Here is a 15,104-nt window from a genome sequence, read left to right as displayed (position 1 = left end):
TGTGCGGATCCCGACGCCAGTCGTTCCTCACGGCTCGTCGCCGACGCGGGACCCAAGTGATGGCGGAGTCTGTTGACTCCGGTGAGGAGATCCGCGGCGGTGGTGAAAGGTTGTACGGATGCGGTGAATTATGTCCGCGAACTCGTCGTACATGAACGGGCGTTGACCGGGAGGGGATGGAACGGGTGAACGACAAGCAGCTCATCGAGAAGATTTGACGTGGGCAGCCCGGGGAGATTGCTCGACGGGTTCAACGAGTGGCTCGTCGCGCAAAGGCGAGAGGAGCAGCCTCGGCTGGACGGCGCTCGTCATCGAGGATGCCTTCCCCGGTGCCGGATCCGGCACCGGGCGGGACTGAGGGCGCCGCCAAGGAAACCTGCGGCGCCCTCACGCACAAGCCTCAGTCGAACCACCGATCCCGCGCCAACTCCTCCGTCCGCGAAGGATCCTCCAGCAACGCCGCCACCTCGAACCGCCGAGGCCATTGCCGGGCAGCCCACGCAAGCCCCGCCGCAACCCCCTCGAGGGTCGAGGCATGCAGCACGCCGTCAGTGGTCAGCCGCCAGTCGATCTCCACCCCGTCCACGACGAGTTCCTCGTGCTCGACGTACGACTCGGGGGTCCGTGGGCCCAGCAGGACCCGTACGGAATCCGGTACTGCGTGCTCCGTGCCCTCGGAGTCCACCGAGCCCGTCACGGACTCGCTCAGGCGCCGGACCTGGAACAGCTCGGCTAGTTCGGCGGCGCGGGAGGGGCGGACGGGGAGGAGGGGGACGGCGTCGGTGAAGGGGAGCAGGTCGGGGGAGTCGACGACCATGGCGTCGGTCGCGTCCACGACGGTCACCTCCCCGTCGACGACGGCCCGCAAGTCGTCCGGCAGGGTCACCTGCTCGGGGTCTAGGTCGGCCAACGCGGTGTAGAGGGCGTGCAGTTGGGCGCCGGTGACCTCGCGGTCGGAGTCGGCGAGGCGGTCCAGCAGCTCCGCGGCGCCGCCCGGCTCGTCGAGGAGCGCGGACACCGACGTCCGTACGCCCAGGGCCCGCAGTACCTGCTCGTCCTCGAACCCGGTCGCGTCGGCCTCCTCGTACAGACCGCGGAGGAGGGGGTCACCGCCCGCCGCCAGCAGACCGGCCGGGCGGCGGCCGTCCAGGACCGGGTGTCCGCGCAGCCACCATGCGGTGTAGGGACGTACGACCTCGTGGGTGCCGTCCGGGAGGAGGATCCGGACCGGCTGGACGATCGCGTCACGCAACGGCGGTTGGGAGAGCAGCGCCAGCGCCTGGGGCCAGCGGTCGTCGTCGATCAGGTCCAGGTCGCGTACGGCCACCAGCTCCGTGGCTACCGGCGGGACCGGCGTGTCCGGGAAGCGGTCGAGGATGTCCTCGCACCAGACGTCCACCGCGTCGAGCAGTCCCGCGTCGTCGGGCTCGGCGAAGTCGCCCTCGCGCGGCTCCAGTTCGTCGGGGTCCAGCACCACGTCCGTGGCCCGTACGAGCGCGAAACCGGCCAGTACCCCGCAGGCCGCCAGCGGCTGCTCGCCCCACTTCTCGGCCAGCTCGGCGTCCACGGTGGCGAGTTCGCCCTCCCGCATGACCTGGTGGAAGGGGCTGCCGGGGAAGACGAGTTCACCGGCGGGCACCAACTCGCCCTCCTCGTCGGGCAATGCGAGCGCGCCGAGCCACGGCTCGTCGCCGGGCTCCAGTCCCGCGTCCCGGACCAGCGCGAGGACGATGTCGGCCAGCTCCTCGGCGTCGAGGGTGGCGTCCTCCTCCCAGGAGATCCCGCCGTCCTCGTCCAGGGAGGCGGCGACGGCGGCCCGTACCTGAGGGGTGGTGAGCACGGCGCGCGGGGTCGCGGGGAGCGCGCCCAGCTTCTCCAGGAGCGGATGCGCGCCGTCCGGGTGGGCGACCTTGAGGCCGAGCCGGGCGAGCATCTCCGGGTCGATACGGGAGGCGTCCGCGGTGGGGAGCAGGACCTGCCGGGGGCCGATCGTCGTACGGCCGTCGGCGAGCGGTACGGGCAGGCCGGAGAGGCGATCCGGGTCGACGCCCGCGAGGCTGTCGTAGAGCCGCCGCCACCAGTCCGGCTCCTTCTCCAGCCCGGCGAGGCGGTCGATCGCGTCGGTCAGCGGAACCCGCGCGACGCCCAACGTCCGCAGCTCCACCCGCCGTTCGAGCCCGGCGGGCAGCAGCGTGGGCAGCACCTCGGCCAGCACCCGCACGGTGTCGGCACCGGCGCCCTCGACGATCTCGGCTTCACGGGGGCGGAGCGACTCGGGCAGCTCGTCGTCCTCCGTACCGGAGACCGCGGGGGGAAGGAAGGACGTACGGGGCAGACGCTGGAGGATCGCCTGGCGCAGCGCGCCGTCCAGTTCGCCCTTGCCGAGCGGCCCGGGGACGAGGTCGATGATGCCGGTGCTCACAGGGCGCCAGCCGGCGAGCAGCTCGGTGTACGCGTCCGCCGCCCGCTCCACGAGGTAGTCGGTCAGCGGGCCGGGGGCCGCGTGCCGCCGGGTCGTGTCGAGGGGGAAGGAGGCGATGAGCAGGGCGGGGACGCCGAGGGGCTCGTCGCTGGGGGTGGGGGCGTGGACGACGGCGCTGGTGCGCGGGCGGGCCGGGGAGCCGTCGCTGTCTACTGGGACGGCCCAGGTGACGGAGAAGTGCGGGCGCAGGCGCTCTTCGGTGGGGCGGTCGGCGAGGAGTTCGGGCGCGAGCGGCCCGTGCGCGGAGACCGTACGCCACCGCGTCGTGCCCTCCCTGGAGTCTTCTACGACCGTCAGGGCGCCCTCGGTGCGGCGGCTCAGGGTGCGGACGTCCTCGGTCTCGATCACGACCTCTTCGAGGCCGGGCAAGGCGAGGAGGAGGGCGTCGTCGACGGCCTGCAGCAGGCGCTCGGCGAGGTCGGCGGCGGCCGTGTCGCGCAAGGGCAGGATGACGACGGTGTCGTACGGGTCGGGGGCGGTGCCCTCGGCGGCGAACGGGAGGCGGAGGAGCGGTACGTGGCCGTCGCGCCGGCGGATCTCGTCACCGAGGCCGGGGCTGTGCCGTGCGGTCTCCGCGGACAGCTCGCGCGCCTCGGCGAGGGACCAGCGGACGCCGCCGTGCCGGCCGACGACCGCGGGCTCGTCGGTGACGGCGAGGACGGCGGCGAAACCGACGCCGAAGCGGCCGATCGCCGTTTCCGCGGTCTCGCGTTTGGCGGAGGCGCGGAGCGTGGCGAGGGACTCGACACCGGCCGCGTCGAGGGGAGCGCCGGTGTTGGCGGCGAACAGGACGCCGTCGCGGAGGGTGAGCCGGAGCCGTCCGGGTACGCCTGCCCTGGCCGCGGCGTCGGCGGCGTTCTGAGCGAGCTCGACGACCAGACGGTCCCGGTAGCCGCCGAGGACGAGATCTTCCTCGGCGTTGGCGTCCTCACGGAACCGGGCCGGGCTGGTCGCCCACGCGTCCAGCACTCCGCGCCGCAGACGAGCCGTCCCGAAGGGGTCCGCCCCCTCGGGGGCCGGCCGCACGAACTTACTCACGTACCTTCACTCTCCTCATCGGCGTCGCGATGAAGGTACCGCGCGATGAGGGTGAGGTGATTCGCTGACTCCGCTGTCACTGCGTCTCGGGGAACACCCTCGCGACGGCCGCCGTACGGCTCGAGACACCGAGCTTGCGGTAGACGTTCTCCAGGTGTTTGCGGACCGTGCTCTGCTCGACCACGATCTGCCGGGCGATGGCCTCGTTGCTCAGGCCCTTCGCCACGGCACGCATGACGTCGAGTTCGCGGAGCGTCAACCGTACGGGCGTCTGCCGTCGTCGGGAGGCCTCGCGGTAGATGTCGTACAGATGCGGGCGCATCAACTCCAGCGTGAGCCTGTCCCGTTCGGTGAAGGGGCGCGTGCTCTCGCGGCAGAAGGTGTACATGCGCATGCGGCCGGGGGCGGTGGGCAGCGGCACCACGAGCATGTTGGGGAAGGGGCGCAAGTAGTCGGTGTACAAGGCCAGGTTCCGGAACTCCCGCGCGGCCATCCAGTCCGTCAGCTGGGAAACCTCCAGACCACCGGGGCTTCGCTCGACCGCGACGCAGTGGGGATGCTGGTGCTTGAACCGCCACCAGATCTCGCTGTCCGGCACGGGGTAGTGGCCGCCGTACTCCACCTCCTGGTCCCCGAAGAAGCACCGGGTGGGCAGGTCCACCTCGCCGAACTCCGCCAGGTCACAGGGCACCAGCCGCCCCAGCCCCTCCAGCAGCGACCGCGGCGGGACCTCGTCCCCCTTGTCGTGCCGCGCCTCGTCGATGACGTCGAGCATCGCCCGCATGTGGCCCTCGGTGATCGAGTGACGGCTCATGACCGCGCCCCCCTTCCCCGGCCCCCGGCCTGCTTCGAAGGTACGCCCGTTCACCGGAAACCGGGGTCCGAAGGATTCGCGGAATGCCGAATGGTCGCCACGAGGGGGCGGGGCCACCGTGGACCACAGAACATCCGCCCGACGAACGGGGGGATCGGCTCTTGAAGGGGGAGAGGTCCATGAACGCACCAACCACACCGAGGATCACCCGAACGAAGATCCTCGCGGGGGCCGGCGCGGCAGTGCTGGCCCTGACAGCCACGGTGGCCACGGCCGCCACGGCAGCCACCGAGACTGACGCCGTGGCCAGTGGCGTCGACGCGGACTTTCTCTGGGCCAGGGCGGGCGCCTGCAGGCTGTACGCCCATGACGGTGTCTTCGACGTCGTGTCCGGTCGTGACGGCTGGGATCGGTGCATGGCCTATCGCGTCGACGACAGGTCCAAGTGAGAGGCGAGGCGCCTCTCACCCACCGTACCCAGAGCTACGAGTGCCCGAGTTCCACGGACTCCTCGTCCGTCCCGATCGGCACCGACCCGGAATCCGGGGAGGGCCGCAGCGGGAAGGGGTCCACTCGGGTCTCGTCGATGACCGGCGGGGCGGGACGCGGCGGCTTCGGCATGACCGCCGCCTCGGAGTGGCCGCCGCAGCCGTAGGCGAGGGACACGACGTGGCCGTCCGCCGGTGAGAACTCGTTCGCGCACACCCCGAAGGCCTGTCCCATCGCGCCGCCGATCGGCGCGAGGAAGCCGCAGCTCACGCAGGACGCCGGTGCCGCCTGGGCCATCGCGGTCTTGGGGCCGTACGCGTCCTCCCAGCGGTCGGCGGCGACGTGCAGGCCGTAGCGGGACAGGACGCGGGCCCGGCGCATGCCGAGTTCCTCCGCGACCGACGCGATCGAGCCGCGCGAGGGCGTGACGGAGAAGTTCGACGGCGGGCCCGCCGTCACCTCCGCGTCCTCCGCCTCGACCAGCTCGGCCATCTCGTGCGACAGGACGGAGTTGGGCGGCGGCTCGTCCTCGCCGGTGTAGCCGGGCTCCAGACGCAGATCCTCCGCGTCGGTGGGCAGCAGATCGCCGGGGCCCATGTCACCGGGGCGCAGCCGCTCACTCCACGGCACCCACTCGGGGGCCAGCAGCGCGTCCGGGCCGGGGAGCAGCACCACCTCGTCCAGCGTGACGAACTTCGCGCGGGAGGCTCGGGCCACCGTGACGGCCCAGCGCCAGCCGCGGTAGCCGAGTTCCTTGCACTCGAAGAAGTGCGTGACGACACGGTCGCCTTCCGACACCAGGCCCGCGTGCTCGCCGACGACGCCGGGCGCGGCGGCCTCCTCGGCGGCGGAGCGGGCGAGGTCGACGGCCTCGGCACACAGGCGGTCGGGGGTGCGGCTTCGCGTGGTCGCTGCGCTCACTGGTATCGCTTCTCTCCTACGCCAGTCTCTCGGGTGCGCCTTTGCCTGAAGGCGGTCGGGCGGAACGGAGCGGACCATGGGGCCGCGTCGACGTCCGCGCCCGATCGTGCTCGGGCGCACCTGCTCCATCCATTCTGCGGGATGACCGAGAGGCGCGCGGCCGAGAACGTTCGCCACGACGCGCTACGCACGCTACCTGTTCGCTGGCGCTGGGCCTACACCGACTTGGGTTTCCGTGGGTTCTTGAGGCTCGGGGGCGTTTGTGTGCGCCTTCTGATGTGGCACGTTCTGCCGTCTGGCGGGTGCTGCGTTGTGGGGGCTGGTCGCGCAGTTCCCCGCGCCCCTTACGGGGCGCTGTAGAGACCGAAACTATGCAAAAGTGCGGCGCTTCCGTGCCGTAACCGCACTACCCGCGGGCATCTCGGGGCACTATGGCGGAATGGCAGGTGCAAGGACGCCCCACGGTGCCACCCGTGTCGGTGGGATCAAGGGGAGCCGGGTGAGTGGGTCGCTGCGTTCGGTGGGCCGTGCGCTGCACTTCCCGGTGACGGGCACCGCCCGCGGTATCCGAAAGGCCACGCATGCGCAGGGTGCCGGTGAGTCCGGGCTCGGCAAGCTGATCGAGCTCCACGGGGTGAACGGCGCCGGGGACATGATGATCACCGTCGCCCTCGCCTCCACCGTCTTCTTCTCCGTCCCCACCGACGAGGCCCGCGGCCGGGTCGCGCTGTACCTCGGTATCACCATGGCGCCGTTCACGCTGCTGGCCCCCGTGATCGGCCCGCTCCTCGACCGCATACCGCACGGCCGCCGCGCCGCGATGGCGATGGCGATGATGGCCCGGGCGCTGCTCGCGCTGATCCTGGCCGGTGCGGTCAGTACCGGCTCCATCGAGTTGTACCCGGCGGCGCTGGGCGTGCTGGTCGCGTCCAAGGCGTACGGCGTGGTCAGAAGTGCCGTCGTGCCGCGGCTCCTGCCACCCCGTTTCTCGCTGGTGAAAGCCAACTCGCGGGTCACGCTCGGCGGGCTCCTCGCCACCGGTGTGGCCGCGCCGATCGGAGCCGGCCTGCAGTCCGTCGGGGATCGCTGGCCGCTCTACGGCGCCTTCGTGATCTTCGTCGCCGGTACGTTCCTCTCCTTCTCCCTGCCGCCGAAGGTCGACTCGGCGAAGGGTGAGGACACGGCACTGCTCGCCGCCGACGAGGAGCATCTGCACGGCCCGCACCGCAAGCCCGTCAAGCGTCCCGGGCTGCGCACCGTCGGCATCGCCGTCACCCACGCCCTCGGCGCCAACGCCGCCCTGCGCTGTCTCTCCGGCTTCCTGATCTTCTTCCTGGCGTTCCTGCTGCGCGAGCATCCGCTGACCGGGGAGAGCGCGGCGGTGTCGCTGGGCATCGTGGCGGTCTCGGCGGGCGCGGGCAACGCGATCGGTACGGCGGTCGGGGCGTGGCTCAGGTCACGCGCACCGGAGATCATCATCGTGACGGTGGTGGCGTTCGTGCTCGGTGCGGCGATCGCCGCGGCGATCTTCTTCGGGGCGGCGATGGTGGCGGTCCTGGCGGCCTCCGCCGGGTTCGCGCAGGCGCTGGCCAAGCTGTCCCTGGACGCGCTGATCCAGCGGGACGTACCGGAGACGGTCCGCACCTCCGCCTTCGCCCGCTCCGAGACGCTGCTCCAGGTGTCGTGGGTGTTCGGCGGCGCGGTCGGCATCGTCCTCCCCCTCGAAGGCGGCTTCGGCCTCTCGGTCGCCGCCGCGATCGTCGCCACCGGCTGGCTGACCACGGTCCGCGGCCTACTCAGGTCGGCCAGGCAGGGCGGCTCGCCGAGGACGCGCGTGACGTGACGATCCGCGCCCCGAAGGGGCGCGGGGCTGTATCGATATGCGGCTCCGCCGCGTGGGCGCGACCAGCCCCCACCGGCCCGCGGCCTGCTCACCGAGGCCCGCCAGGGCGGCTCGGCACGGGCACGCGTGGAGTGACTGGAGCGCCCCGAAGGGGCGCGGGGCTGTATCGATGTGCGGCTCCGCCGCGTGGGCGCGACCAACCCCCACCGACCCGCAGATTCGTCACCCCGCCTCCAGCGGAGCGAAGACGCGCCCGATAGCCTTCGCCCATGACCATGCAATCCGCTGTGCGACGCCGCCGCGCTGTCGCCGCCGCCGGCGCCGTATCCGCCGGACTGCTCGTCCTGTCGGCCTGTGACAAGCCGACCCCGATGTCCACGATCACCGTCGGCACCTCCTCGGTCAGCGAGGAGGCCACCTGCGGCGGTGAGGGCGAGGCCCTGAAGTCCGCGGACCTGACGAAGTGCCTGAAGGACACCGGCGTCAAGTCGATCACCGTGGACCCGGACGAAACCGTCCGCTTCGGTGTCGACCCCGAGGTCGCCGAGAAGCGCTGGACGATCCTGATGAACGGTCAGCCGCTCACCGAGGACACCGACAAGACGTACCGCACGATCCCGGGCAGCGTGTTCTTCAACGCCCAGTACGGCGCCCAGGGCGACTCCACCCTCGTCTCCATCAAGGCGGCCGACGGCAAGAAGGAAAGCCAGACGGTCACCGGCCTGTGGTCCTTCAAGCTGAAGAAGGACGACTGACCACGCCTGCCGTACGTGTCCTCGTAGCCACCGCCGTCCCGGCCGAACGGGACGCGGTGGCACGGGCGTTCACGGTCCCGTTCCCCGGTGACGTCCTCGCCGTCGGAGTCGGTCCCGCCCGCGCCGCCGCCCGCACCGCCACAGCCCTCGCCAAAGCCTCGTACGACCTGGTGATCTCGGCCGGAATCGGCGGCGGTTTCCAGCCGTCCGCCCCCGTCGGCTCCCTCGTCGTCGCCGACGAGATCACCGCCGCCGACCTGGGCGCCGAGACGCCCGACGGCTTTCTGCCGGTCACGGAGCTGGGCTTCGGCGCGGTCACCCATCGTCCGCCGGAATCACTCGTACGAGAGCTCGCGGCGGCCACCGGAGCGCGTACCGGCGCGGTACTCACCGTCTCCACCGTGACCGGCACCGCCGCCCGCGCCACCGCGCTGCTGGAACGCCATCCGACCGCCCTCGCCGAGGCGATGGAGGGCTTCGGCGTCGCCGAGGCCGCCGCCGCGCACGGCGTTCCCGTGCTGGAGATCCGCGCCGTCTCGAATCCCGTCGGCCCGCGCGACCGTGCCGCCTGGCGCATTGCCGACGCCCTCGACGCCCTCACCGAGGGTTTCGGGAAGCTCGCGCCCGTACTGGAGAGTTGGAACAGGCATGACCGCTGAGCCGCTGCAGATCGCCTACTCCCCCTGCCCGAACGACACCTTCGTCTTCGAGGCCCTCGCCCACGGCCGCGTCCCCGGCGCTCCCGCGCTCGACGTGACCTTCGCGGACATCGACATCACCAACGGCATGGCCGAGCGCGGCGAGTTCGACGTGCTGAAGGTGTCGTACGCCGTCCTGCCGTACGTCCTCGACGAGTACCGGCTGCTGCCGTGCGGGGGTGCGCTGGGCCGGGGTTGCGGCCCCCTCGTCCTCACCCGCGAGCCCGGGGTCGACCTCGCCGGGCGCACGGTCGCCGTGCCGAGCGAGCGGTCGACGGCGTATCTGCTGTTCCGTCTCTGGGCGGCGGACACGGTCGAGGCCGGCGTCGGCGAGATCGTGGTGATGCCGTTCCACGAGATCATGCCGGCCGTCCGGGACGGAAAGGTCGACGCGGGACTCGTCATCCACGAGGCGCGCTTCACGTACCAGAACTACGGCCTGCACAAGCTCGCCGACATGGGCGAGCACTGGGAGAACACCACCGGCCTGCCGATCCCGCTGGGCGCGATCATCGCGAAGAAGTCGCTGGGCACGGACACGCTGCGGCTGCTCGCCGAGTCCATCCGCACCTCCGTGAAGGCCGCCTGGGACGACCCCGAGGCCTCCCGCCCGTACGTCATGGAACACGCCCAGGAAATGGACCCGTCCGTCGCCGACCAGCACATCGGCCTGTACGTCAACGAGTTCACCCACGACCTCGGCCCGGACGGCTATGCGGCGGTCCGGGGCCTGCTGACACGCGCGGCGGCCGAGGGGCTGTTGCCGCCCCTCGGCCCGGATGCGCTCGATTTCCCCTAGAAATCCGGAAGATCTACAGGATCTGTACGTCCTATACGTCGAGCTGGTCGGCGACCGCTCGCAGCAGACCGGCGATCTTCCCGCCGGCGGCCTTGTCGGGATAGCGGCCCCTCTCGAGCATCGGTGTGATGTTCTCGAGGAGAGTCGTCAAATCCTGGACGATGGAGGCCAACTCGTCCGGCTTCTTGCGAGTAGCGGCGGCGACGGAAGGGGTCGGGTCGAGGATCGTCACCGAAAGCGCCTGGTCACCGCGCTGCCCGGCGACGACCCCGAACTCAACTCGCTGACCCGGCTTGAGTGTCTCGACTCCGGCGGGGAGGACCGAGGAATGGACGAAGACGTCGCCGCCGTCGTCACGGGAGAGAAAGCCGAAGCCCTTCTCGCTGTTGAACCACTTGACCTTGCCGGTAGGCACGTCTGTCCTCGTCCTCGTACTCGTCGGAAAACTGCTTCGGAAAACGCCAGGGAACTGCTCTTGATAGCACTGGGGCGGGTCGTCGGGACCCGCCGGTACCAAGGCTAATGGTCTTCCACCCGGTGACAAGACGTCACCCGGTTGTTCCTTCGCGCAGGGAACTACCCTGGTCGGGTGCGTGACAAAACCCAAACGAATTCCGCCGCGCCCGGCGACCGCCTGGTCCGTGCCGGAGCCATCGTCTTCTTCGCCGGTGCCGTGGCCACACTCGTCACCGTGGCCCCGCTTCTCCTCGGTACGACGCCTTTTCCGACGTACATGTTCGGATTGAGCATGCTCATGGGCGTCGGCTTCCTGGTGGCCGGAGCCGGGGTCTTCCAGTCGATCGCGGCCGGCCGCCGTCAGGCGCGCGCCGGGCGGTAGTCCGCGAGCCAGGCCGGAAAGTGGGTGAGGTCCGGCAGGACCACATCCGCTCCGGCCGCCCGCAGTTCGTCGCCGTCACACGGCCCGGTGGTGACGGCCACGGAGAGCGCTTCGGCGGTACGGGCCCCGCGCACGTCGCCGATGTGGTCGCCGACGTACACCGCCGCGCCGTGCTCGCGCAGCGCCTCCGCCTTCTGCTCGGCCCACAGGTCGCCTATCACCGCGTCGGCGTCGATGCCGAGGTGTTCCAGGTGCAGTTTGGCGTTGGGCTCGTACTTGGCGGTGACGACGATCGCCCGCCCGCCGGCCGCGCGCACGGCGGCGATCGCCTCACGGGCGCCGGGCAGGGCGAGCGTGGCGGTGATGGCGAACGTCGGGTACATCGACCGGTACAGGTCGCACATGGCCTCCACCTGGTCCGCCGCGAACCAGTTGATCATTTCGTCCACGAGCGGCGGCCCGAGCCGGCTGATCGCCAGATCGGCGTCGATGAACGTCCCCGTCCGCTCGGCCAGCGCCGTGAAGCAGGCGTGGATGCCGGGCCGGGAGTCGATGAGCGTCATGTCGAGGTCGAAGCCGACGGTGAGGGAGGCGACGGGAGGCAGGGCGGCAGAGGTCATATGGGCCATTGTGCCCAGGCGGGCGGCGATCAAGACGCCCGGTCCTCCCCTACCGCTGCCGCTGGGACCGCCACAGCAGGAACAGCGCGGAGGCGATGGCGGCGCCCCGGACGACCCACGGCCAGGTGTCGGAGACGGCGGTGTTCATGTGCCCCTCGGCGACGGGATCACCCCACCGCCGTTCATTGCGTCCCCACAGCCAGACGAGCCCGGCGGTGATCGCCGCGCCCGGCAGCCACATGACCGCCACCTGCCGCTCCGCCTGCGTCAGCCGCCGGGAGGCGTAGGCGATGAGCCAGCCGAAGAGGAGCACGAGCAGGTTCCCCAGGAAGGCACCGGCGACGAGGAGGGCCGCGCCGAGCAGGAGGAAGGGGTTGCTCCACTGTCCGGGTCGCGGGAGGCGGAGCCGTCGGCGCCCGGAAGCGCCCTCCTCGGCCTTCCCCACCTTCTCCGCCTTCTCCACAGAGACAGGCTCGTCCCGTACGACACCCTTCTCCGCCTTCTCGATCTCCTTCGGCCTCTCCTTCGGCAGCGGAGGCTTCAGCAGATCCGGAATCTCCACCCCGCCGACGAACCCCGGCACCTCGTCCCCGGCCCCGAACGGACTGCCGTCCCCCCGCCACCAGTCGGGGTGCGTCGCACTGTTCCCGAGTTCGTCGGCACCGGCGAGGTGGGGCGGGGTGGGCGCATCCGCGGGGCCCTCGACGGGTTCGGCGGGCCGAGGCCGGGGCACCACGCGCCGCAGCCCCTTGGCCCTGGGCCGCTCCTGGGCCCGGTCCGGCTGTACGGGCACGGAGGCGCCCGGCGCCTGCGGCACGCCGCCACCACCGGCGTTGGCGACGACCTCATCGGGGCTGCCCAGCCGGGCGAGGATACGGCGCACGGCGGCAGGACTGTCCACCGGCGTCTTCGCCCGACGCCGGTCGATCTCGTTCCGCAACTCCGAGACCAGCCGCATCCGGTCGGACGACGGCAACTGCCGCTGCTGAGCCACGTCACCGACGCGGCTCAAATACTCGTAGACGACCTGGTCGCTCTCGATCCCCACGAAGTCCCCTCCGGGGCGGGTGCGTTGGATAACCCCGTGGTGACAGACGTTACCGCGATGAGAGTCAGGAGTCGCGCCCCGAAGGGGCGCGGGGAACTGCGCGACCAGCCACGACGGACCCGCAGACGAGCGACGGCCCATCCCGGCACTTCCGGCCGCACTTCCCGCGGCAACGAAACCGACGGAGTCACCCGGTACCGTGAGTCGGATGAGCACCGAGGACAAGCCGGCGACCCCGCGTTCACTCGCGGAGGCACTCCGTGGCCGGGACGACGCCGCCCTCGCCGCGCTGCTGCGCAGCCGCCCCGACCTCATCACCCCCGTCCCGACGGACCTCACGCAGCTCGCGACCCGCGCCGGCACCCGCGCCTCGGTCGTACGTGCCCTGGAGCGCCTGGACCGCTTCGCCCTGCAGACGGCGGAGGCGCTCGCCGTCGCCCCGGACCCGGCGCCGTACGAAGAACTCCTCGGTCTCATGACCGGCGACGAGGGGGACCAGGCCGTCGCCGCCGCGCTTCCGCACGCCCTCGCCACCCTGCGCGAACAGGCCCTCGTCTGGGGCCCCGACGACCGTCTCCGCCTCGTCCGCACGGCCCGCGAGCTGCTGGCCCCGTCCCCGCAGCACCCGTCCCCGACCGGCCTGGGCCCGACGGTGCAGGAGGCGACCTCGGGCATGTCGCCGGGCCGTATCCAGGAGATCGTCACGGCGGCCGGGCTGGCGTCCACGCACGACGCGGTCTCGGCGGTCGCCGCGCTGACCGCGCTGTTCAAGGACCGCAAGCGGATGAAGGCCCTGCTCGCCGACGCACCCGAGGAGTCCCTGGAGGTGCTGCGCCGCCTGGTCTGGGGCCCGCCGTACGGGCAGGTCACCGCCGACCCGGCGGCCCGGCTGCGCTGGCTCCTCGACCGCGGGCTGCTGCTGCCGACGGCGCCCGGGACCGTCGTACTCCCCCGCGAGGTGGCCCTGCATCTGCGGGGCGGCCACGCCCACCGTGCCACCGAGCCGCTGCCGCCCCCCGTCGAGCCCGCCGGCACGCACCGTCCACAGGTTGTGGACGCGACGGCGGCCGGGCAGGCGTACTCGGCGCTGGCGACCGTCGAGGAGCTGCTGCGGGACTGGGACGAGGGCGGTCCGACGGTGCTGCGGGCGGGCGGGCTGAGCGTCCGGGACCTGAAGCGGACGGCCGTCGCCCTGGACGTACCGGAGCCGGTCGCGGCGTTCTGGGTGGAGCTGGCGTACGCGGCCGGGCTGATCGCGTCGGACGGTGAGGCGGACGAGCGGTACGCGGCGACCCCGGCGTACGACGAGTGGCTGGAACAGCCCGCGGACCGGCGCTGGGTGCGGCTCGCGGAGGCCTGGCTGGCGGCGACCCGCACGGCGGGCCTGGTCGGCGGCCGGGACTCCAAGGAGCGCACCATGTCGGCCCTCGGCCCCGGCCTGGACCGCTCCGCCGCGCCGGAGGTACGGCACCGGGTGCTGGCCCTGCTCGCCGAACTGCCGGAGGGCGCCGCGCCGTCCGCCGAGTCGGTGCTGGCCCGGCTGCGCTGGGAGCGCCCGCTGCGGGCACCGCAGAGCGACGACGACCTGCGCACCCGGCTCGCCCGGTGGACGCTCTCGGAGGCGGAACTGCTCGGCGTCACCGGCCGCGGCGCGCTGTCCGCGCACGGGCGGGCGCTGATCGGAGCGCCGAAAGCGAAGGCGTCCGCGGACGCGCCCTCCGGCCCCGGCGACAAGCTCCCCGTCCACCACAAGCACCACAGGGTCCCGGCCCGCGAACCCCTCGCCCCCGCCGAACAGGCCGTCGCCTCCGCCGCAGCCGCCCGGCTCCTCGCCCCGCTCCTCCCGGAGCCGCTGGACCACGTCCTCCTCCAGGCCGACCTCACGGCGGTCGCCCCCGGCCCGCTGCAGCGCCCGCTCGCCGACATGCTCGATGTCCTCGCGGACGTGGAGTCGAAGGGCGGGGCCACCGTGTACCGGTTCACGCCCGGTTCCGTACGCCGTGCGCTTGACGCCGGCCGCAGCGCGTCCGACCTGCACGCCTTCCTCGCCGCGCACTCGCGTACGCCGATCCCGCAGCCGCTGACGTACCTGATCGACGACGTGGCCAGGAGGCACGGCCATCTGCGGATCGGCGCGGCTTCGGCGTACGTCCGCTGCGACGACGACGCCCTGCTGAACGAGATCCTCGCCGACAAGCGCGCCGCCGCCCTGCACCTGCGACGCCTCGCCCCGACCGTGCTGGCCGCCCAGGCCGACCCGGCGACGCTGCTGGAGGGCCTGCGCGCGATGGGATTCGCGCCGGCCGCCGAATCCGCCGAGGGCGACGTCCTGATCACCCGCGCCCACGCCCACCGCACCCCGCCGCGCACGGCCCCCGAGCCGGTCCCGGACGGCCCCCGGGCGCCCGACCCGACGCTCCTGACGGCCGCGATCCGCGCGATCCGAGCGGGCGACCTCGCCTCCACGACCCCGCGCAAGCAGACCCCCGTCACCAACGGCGAACTCCCCCGCACCGGCTCCGCCGAGACCCTCGCCACCATGCAGGCCGCCGTCCTCACCGGCGAGACCCTCTGGATCGGCTACGTGAACGCGGAGGGCTCCGCCAGCCAGCGCGTCATCGCCCCCATCAAGGTCGAGGGCGGCTTCGTGACGGCGTACGACCACACCGCGGACGAGGTCCGCACGTATCCGCTGCACCGGATCACGGGTGTGGCGGAACTCGCCGACGACTAAAGCGCCCCAAAGGGGCGCGGGGAAC

The 15,104-nt window shown here is 72.2% G+C and carries 13 protein-coding genes; 7 read left to right on the top strand and 6 right to left on the bottom strand.

The annotated features are described in order from the left end of the window. Positions 1-400: 400 nt before the first annotated feature. Together OG828_RS27660 and OG828_RS27655 are read right to left on the bottom strand one after the other, a co-directional pair. A complete protein-coding gene (locus OG828_RS27660) occupies positions 401-3,520 on the bottom strand; it encodes a sacsin N-terminal ATP-binding-like domain-containing protein (protein WP_328502621.1) in 3,120 nt (1,039 codons plus the stop codon). A gap of 76 nt (positions 3,521-3,596) precedes the next feature. Continuing rightward, on the bottom strand, positions 3,597-4,334 hold the full coding sequence (locus OG828_RS27655) for a helix-turn-helix transcriptional regulator (protein WP_328502620.1): 738 nt from the start codon (positions 4,332-4,334) through the stop codon (positions 3,597-3,599). 179 nt (positions 4,335-4,513) lie between these two features. Between OG828_RS27655 and OG828_RS27650 the strand changes: the two genes are divergently transcribed. Next, positions 4,514-4,783 carry a hypothetical protein gene (locus tag OG828_RS27650; RefSeq protein WP_328502619.1) on the top strand — a complete coding sequence of 90 codons (270 nt, stop codon included), beginning with the start codon at positions 4,514-4,516 and terminating at the stop codon, positions 4,781-4,783. Between the two features lie 34 nt (positions 4,784-4,817). Here the strand turns inward: OG828_RS27650 and OG828_RS27645 are convergent, their stop codons facing one another. After that, the gene (locus OG828_RS27645; RefSeq protein ID WP_210582133.1) at positions 4,818-5,744 is read right to left on the bottom strand and encodes a DUF3027 domain-containing protein; all 927 of its coding nucleotides are present in this window, start codon (positions 5,742-5,744) and stop codon (positions 4,818-4,820) included. A 439-nt stretch (positions 5,745-6,183) separates the two neighbouring features. On the opposite strand from OG828_RS27645, the gene OG828_RS27640 reads away from it, so the two are divergent. The 4 genes from OG828_RS27640 (at position 6,184) to OG828_RS27625 (ending at position 9,839) form a co-directional block, all read left to right on the top strand. Beyond that, the gene (locus OG828_RS27640) at positions 6,184-7,587 is read left to right on the top strand and encodes an MFS transporter (RefSeq protein WP_328362447.1); all 1,404 of its coding nucleotides are present in this window, start codon (positions 6,184-6,186) and stop codon (positions 7,585-7,587) included. A 275-nt stretch (positions 7,588-7,862) separates the two neighbouring features. After that, positions 7,863-8,342 (top strand): DUF2771 domain-containing protein, encoded by a 480-nt coding sequence (locus OG828_RS27635; RefSeq protein WP_328372218.1) that lies wholly within the window; start codon positions 7,863-7,865, stop codon positions 8,340-8,342. Continuing rightward, positions 8,312-9,001: a futalosine hydrolase gene (locus tag OG828_RS27630; protein ID WP_328362444.1), complete on the top strand. Its 690-nt coding sequence runs from the start codon at positions 8,312-8,314 to the stop codon at positions 8,999-9,001. Before OG828_RS27635 ends, OG828_RS27630 begins: the two co-directional genes overlap by 31 nt. Continuing rightward, the gene (locus OG828_RS27625) at positions 8,991-9,839 is read left to right on the top strand and encodes a 1,4-dihydroxy-6-naphthoate synthase (protein ID WP_328440038.1); all 849 of its coding nucleotides are present in this window, start codon (positions 8,991-8,993) and stop codon (positions 9,837-9,839) included. The genes OG828_RS27630 and OG828_RS27625 overlap by 11 nt, the downstream gene beginning before the upstream one ends. Positions 9,840-9,870: 31 nt before the next feature. Here the strand turns inward: OG828_RS27625 and OG828_RS27620 are convergent, their stop codons facing one another. Continuing rightward, a complete protein-coding gene (locus tag OG828_RS27620; protein ID WP_067434904.1) occupies positions 9,871-10,254 on the bottom strand; it encodes a cold-shock protein in 384 nt (127 codons plus the stop codon). A 174-nt stretch (positions 10,255-10,428) separates the two neighbouring features. Between OG828_RS27620 and OG828_RS27615 the strand changes: the two genes are divergently transcribed. Beyond that, positions 10,429-10,677 carry a hypothetical protein gene (locus tag OG828_RS27615; protein ID WP_328362435.1) on the top strand — a complete coding sequence of 83 codons (249 nt, stop codon included), beginning with the start codon at positions 10,429-10,431 and terminating at the stop codon, positions 10,675-10,677. Here the strand turns inward: OG828_RS27615 and OG828_RS27610 are convergent. Then, positions 10,656-11,306 (bottom strand): HAD family hydrolase, encoded by a 651-nt coding sequence (locus tag OG828_RS27610; RefSeq protein WP_328372215.1) that lies wholly within the window; start codon positions 11,304-11,306, stop codon positions 10,656-10,658. The genes OG828_RS27615 and OG828_RS27610 overlap by 22 nt on opposite strands. A 40-nt stretch (positions 11,307-11,346) precedes the next feature. Further along, positions 11,347-12,345 carry a hypothetical protein gene (locus tag OG828_RS27605; RefSeq protein WP_328502618.1) on the bottom strand — a complete coding sequence of 333 codons (999 nt, stop codon included), beginning with the start codon at positions 12,343-12,345 and terminating at the stop codon, positions 11,347-11,349. A gap of 208 nt (positions 12,346-12,553) precedes the next feature. Between OG828_RS27605 and OG828_RS27600 the strand changes: the two genes are divergently transcribed. After that, positions 12,554-15,079 (top strand): helicase C-terminal domain-containing protein, encoded by a 2,526-nt coding sequence (locus tag OG828_RS27600; protein WP_328502617.1) that lies wholly within the window; start codon positions 12,554-12,556, stop codon positions 15,077-15,079. Positions 15,080-15,104: the final 25 nt, after the last annotated feature.

The organism is Streptomyces sp. NBC_00457 (assembly GCF_036014015.1).
In the GTDB taxonomy this organism is placed as follows: Bacteria; Actinomycetota; Actinomycetes; order Streptomycetales; family Streptomycetaceae; genus Streptomyces.
The sequence above is the reverse complement of the archived record's forward strand: the minus strand, read 5'-3'. Positions and strand labels throughout refer to the sequence as shown.

Excerpts from the sequence above, each read along its gene's own strand:
- OG828_RS27650 (WP_328502619.1), top strand. The coding sequence starts at position 4,514 with ATGAACGCACCAACCACACCGAGGATCACCCGAACGAAGATCCTCGCG.
- OG828_RS27635 (WP_328372218.1), top strand. The coding sequence starts at position 7,863 with ATGCAATCCGCTGTGCGACGCCGCCGCGCTGTCGCCGCCGCCGGCGCC.
- OG828_RS27655 (WP_328502620.1), bottom strand. The coding sequence starts at position 4,334 with ATGAGCCGTCACTCGATCACCGAGGGCCACATGCGGGCGATGCTCGAC.
- OG828_RS27640 (WP_328362447.1), top strand. The coding sequence starts at position 6,184 with ATGGCAGGTGCAAGGACGCCCCACGGTGCCACCCGTGTCGGTGGGATC.
- OG828_RS27625 (WP_328440038.1), top strand. The coding sequence starts at position 8,991 with ATGACCGCTGAGCCGCTGCAGATCGCCTACTCCCCCTGCCCGAACGAC.
- OG828_RS27610 (WP_328372215.1), bottom strand. The coding sequence starts at position 11,306 with ATGGCCCATATGACCTCTGCCGCCCTGCCTCCCGTCGCCTCCCTCACC.
- OG828_RS27600 (WP_328502617.1), top strand. The coding sequence starts at position 12,554 with ATGAGCACCGAGGACAAGCCGGCGACCCCGCGTTCACTCGCGGAGGCA.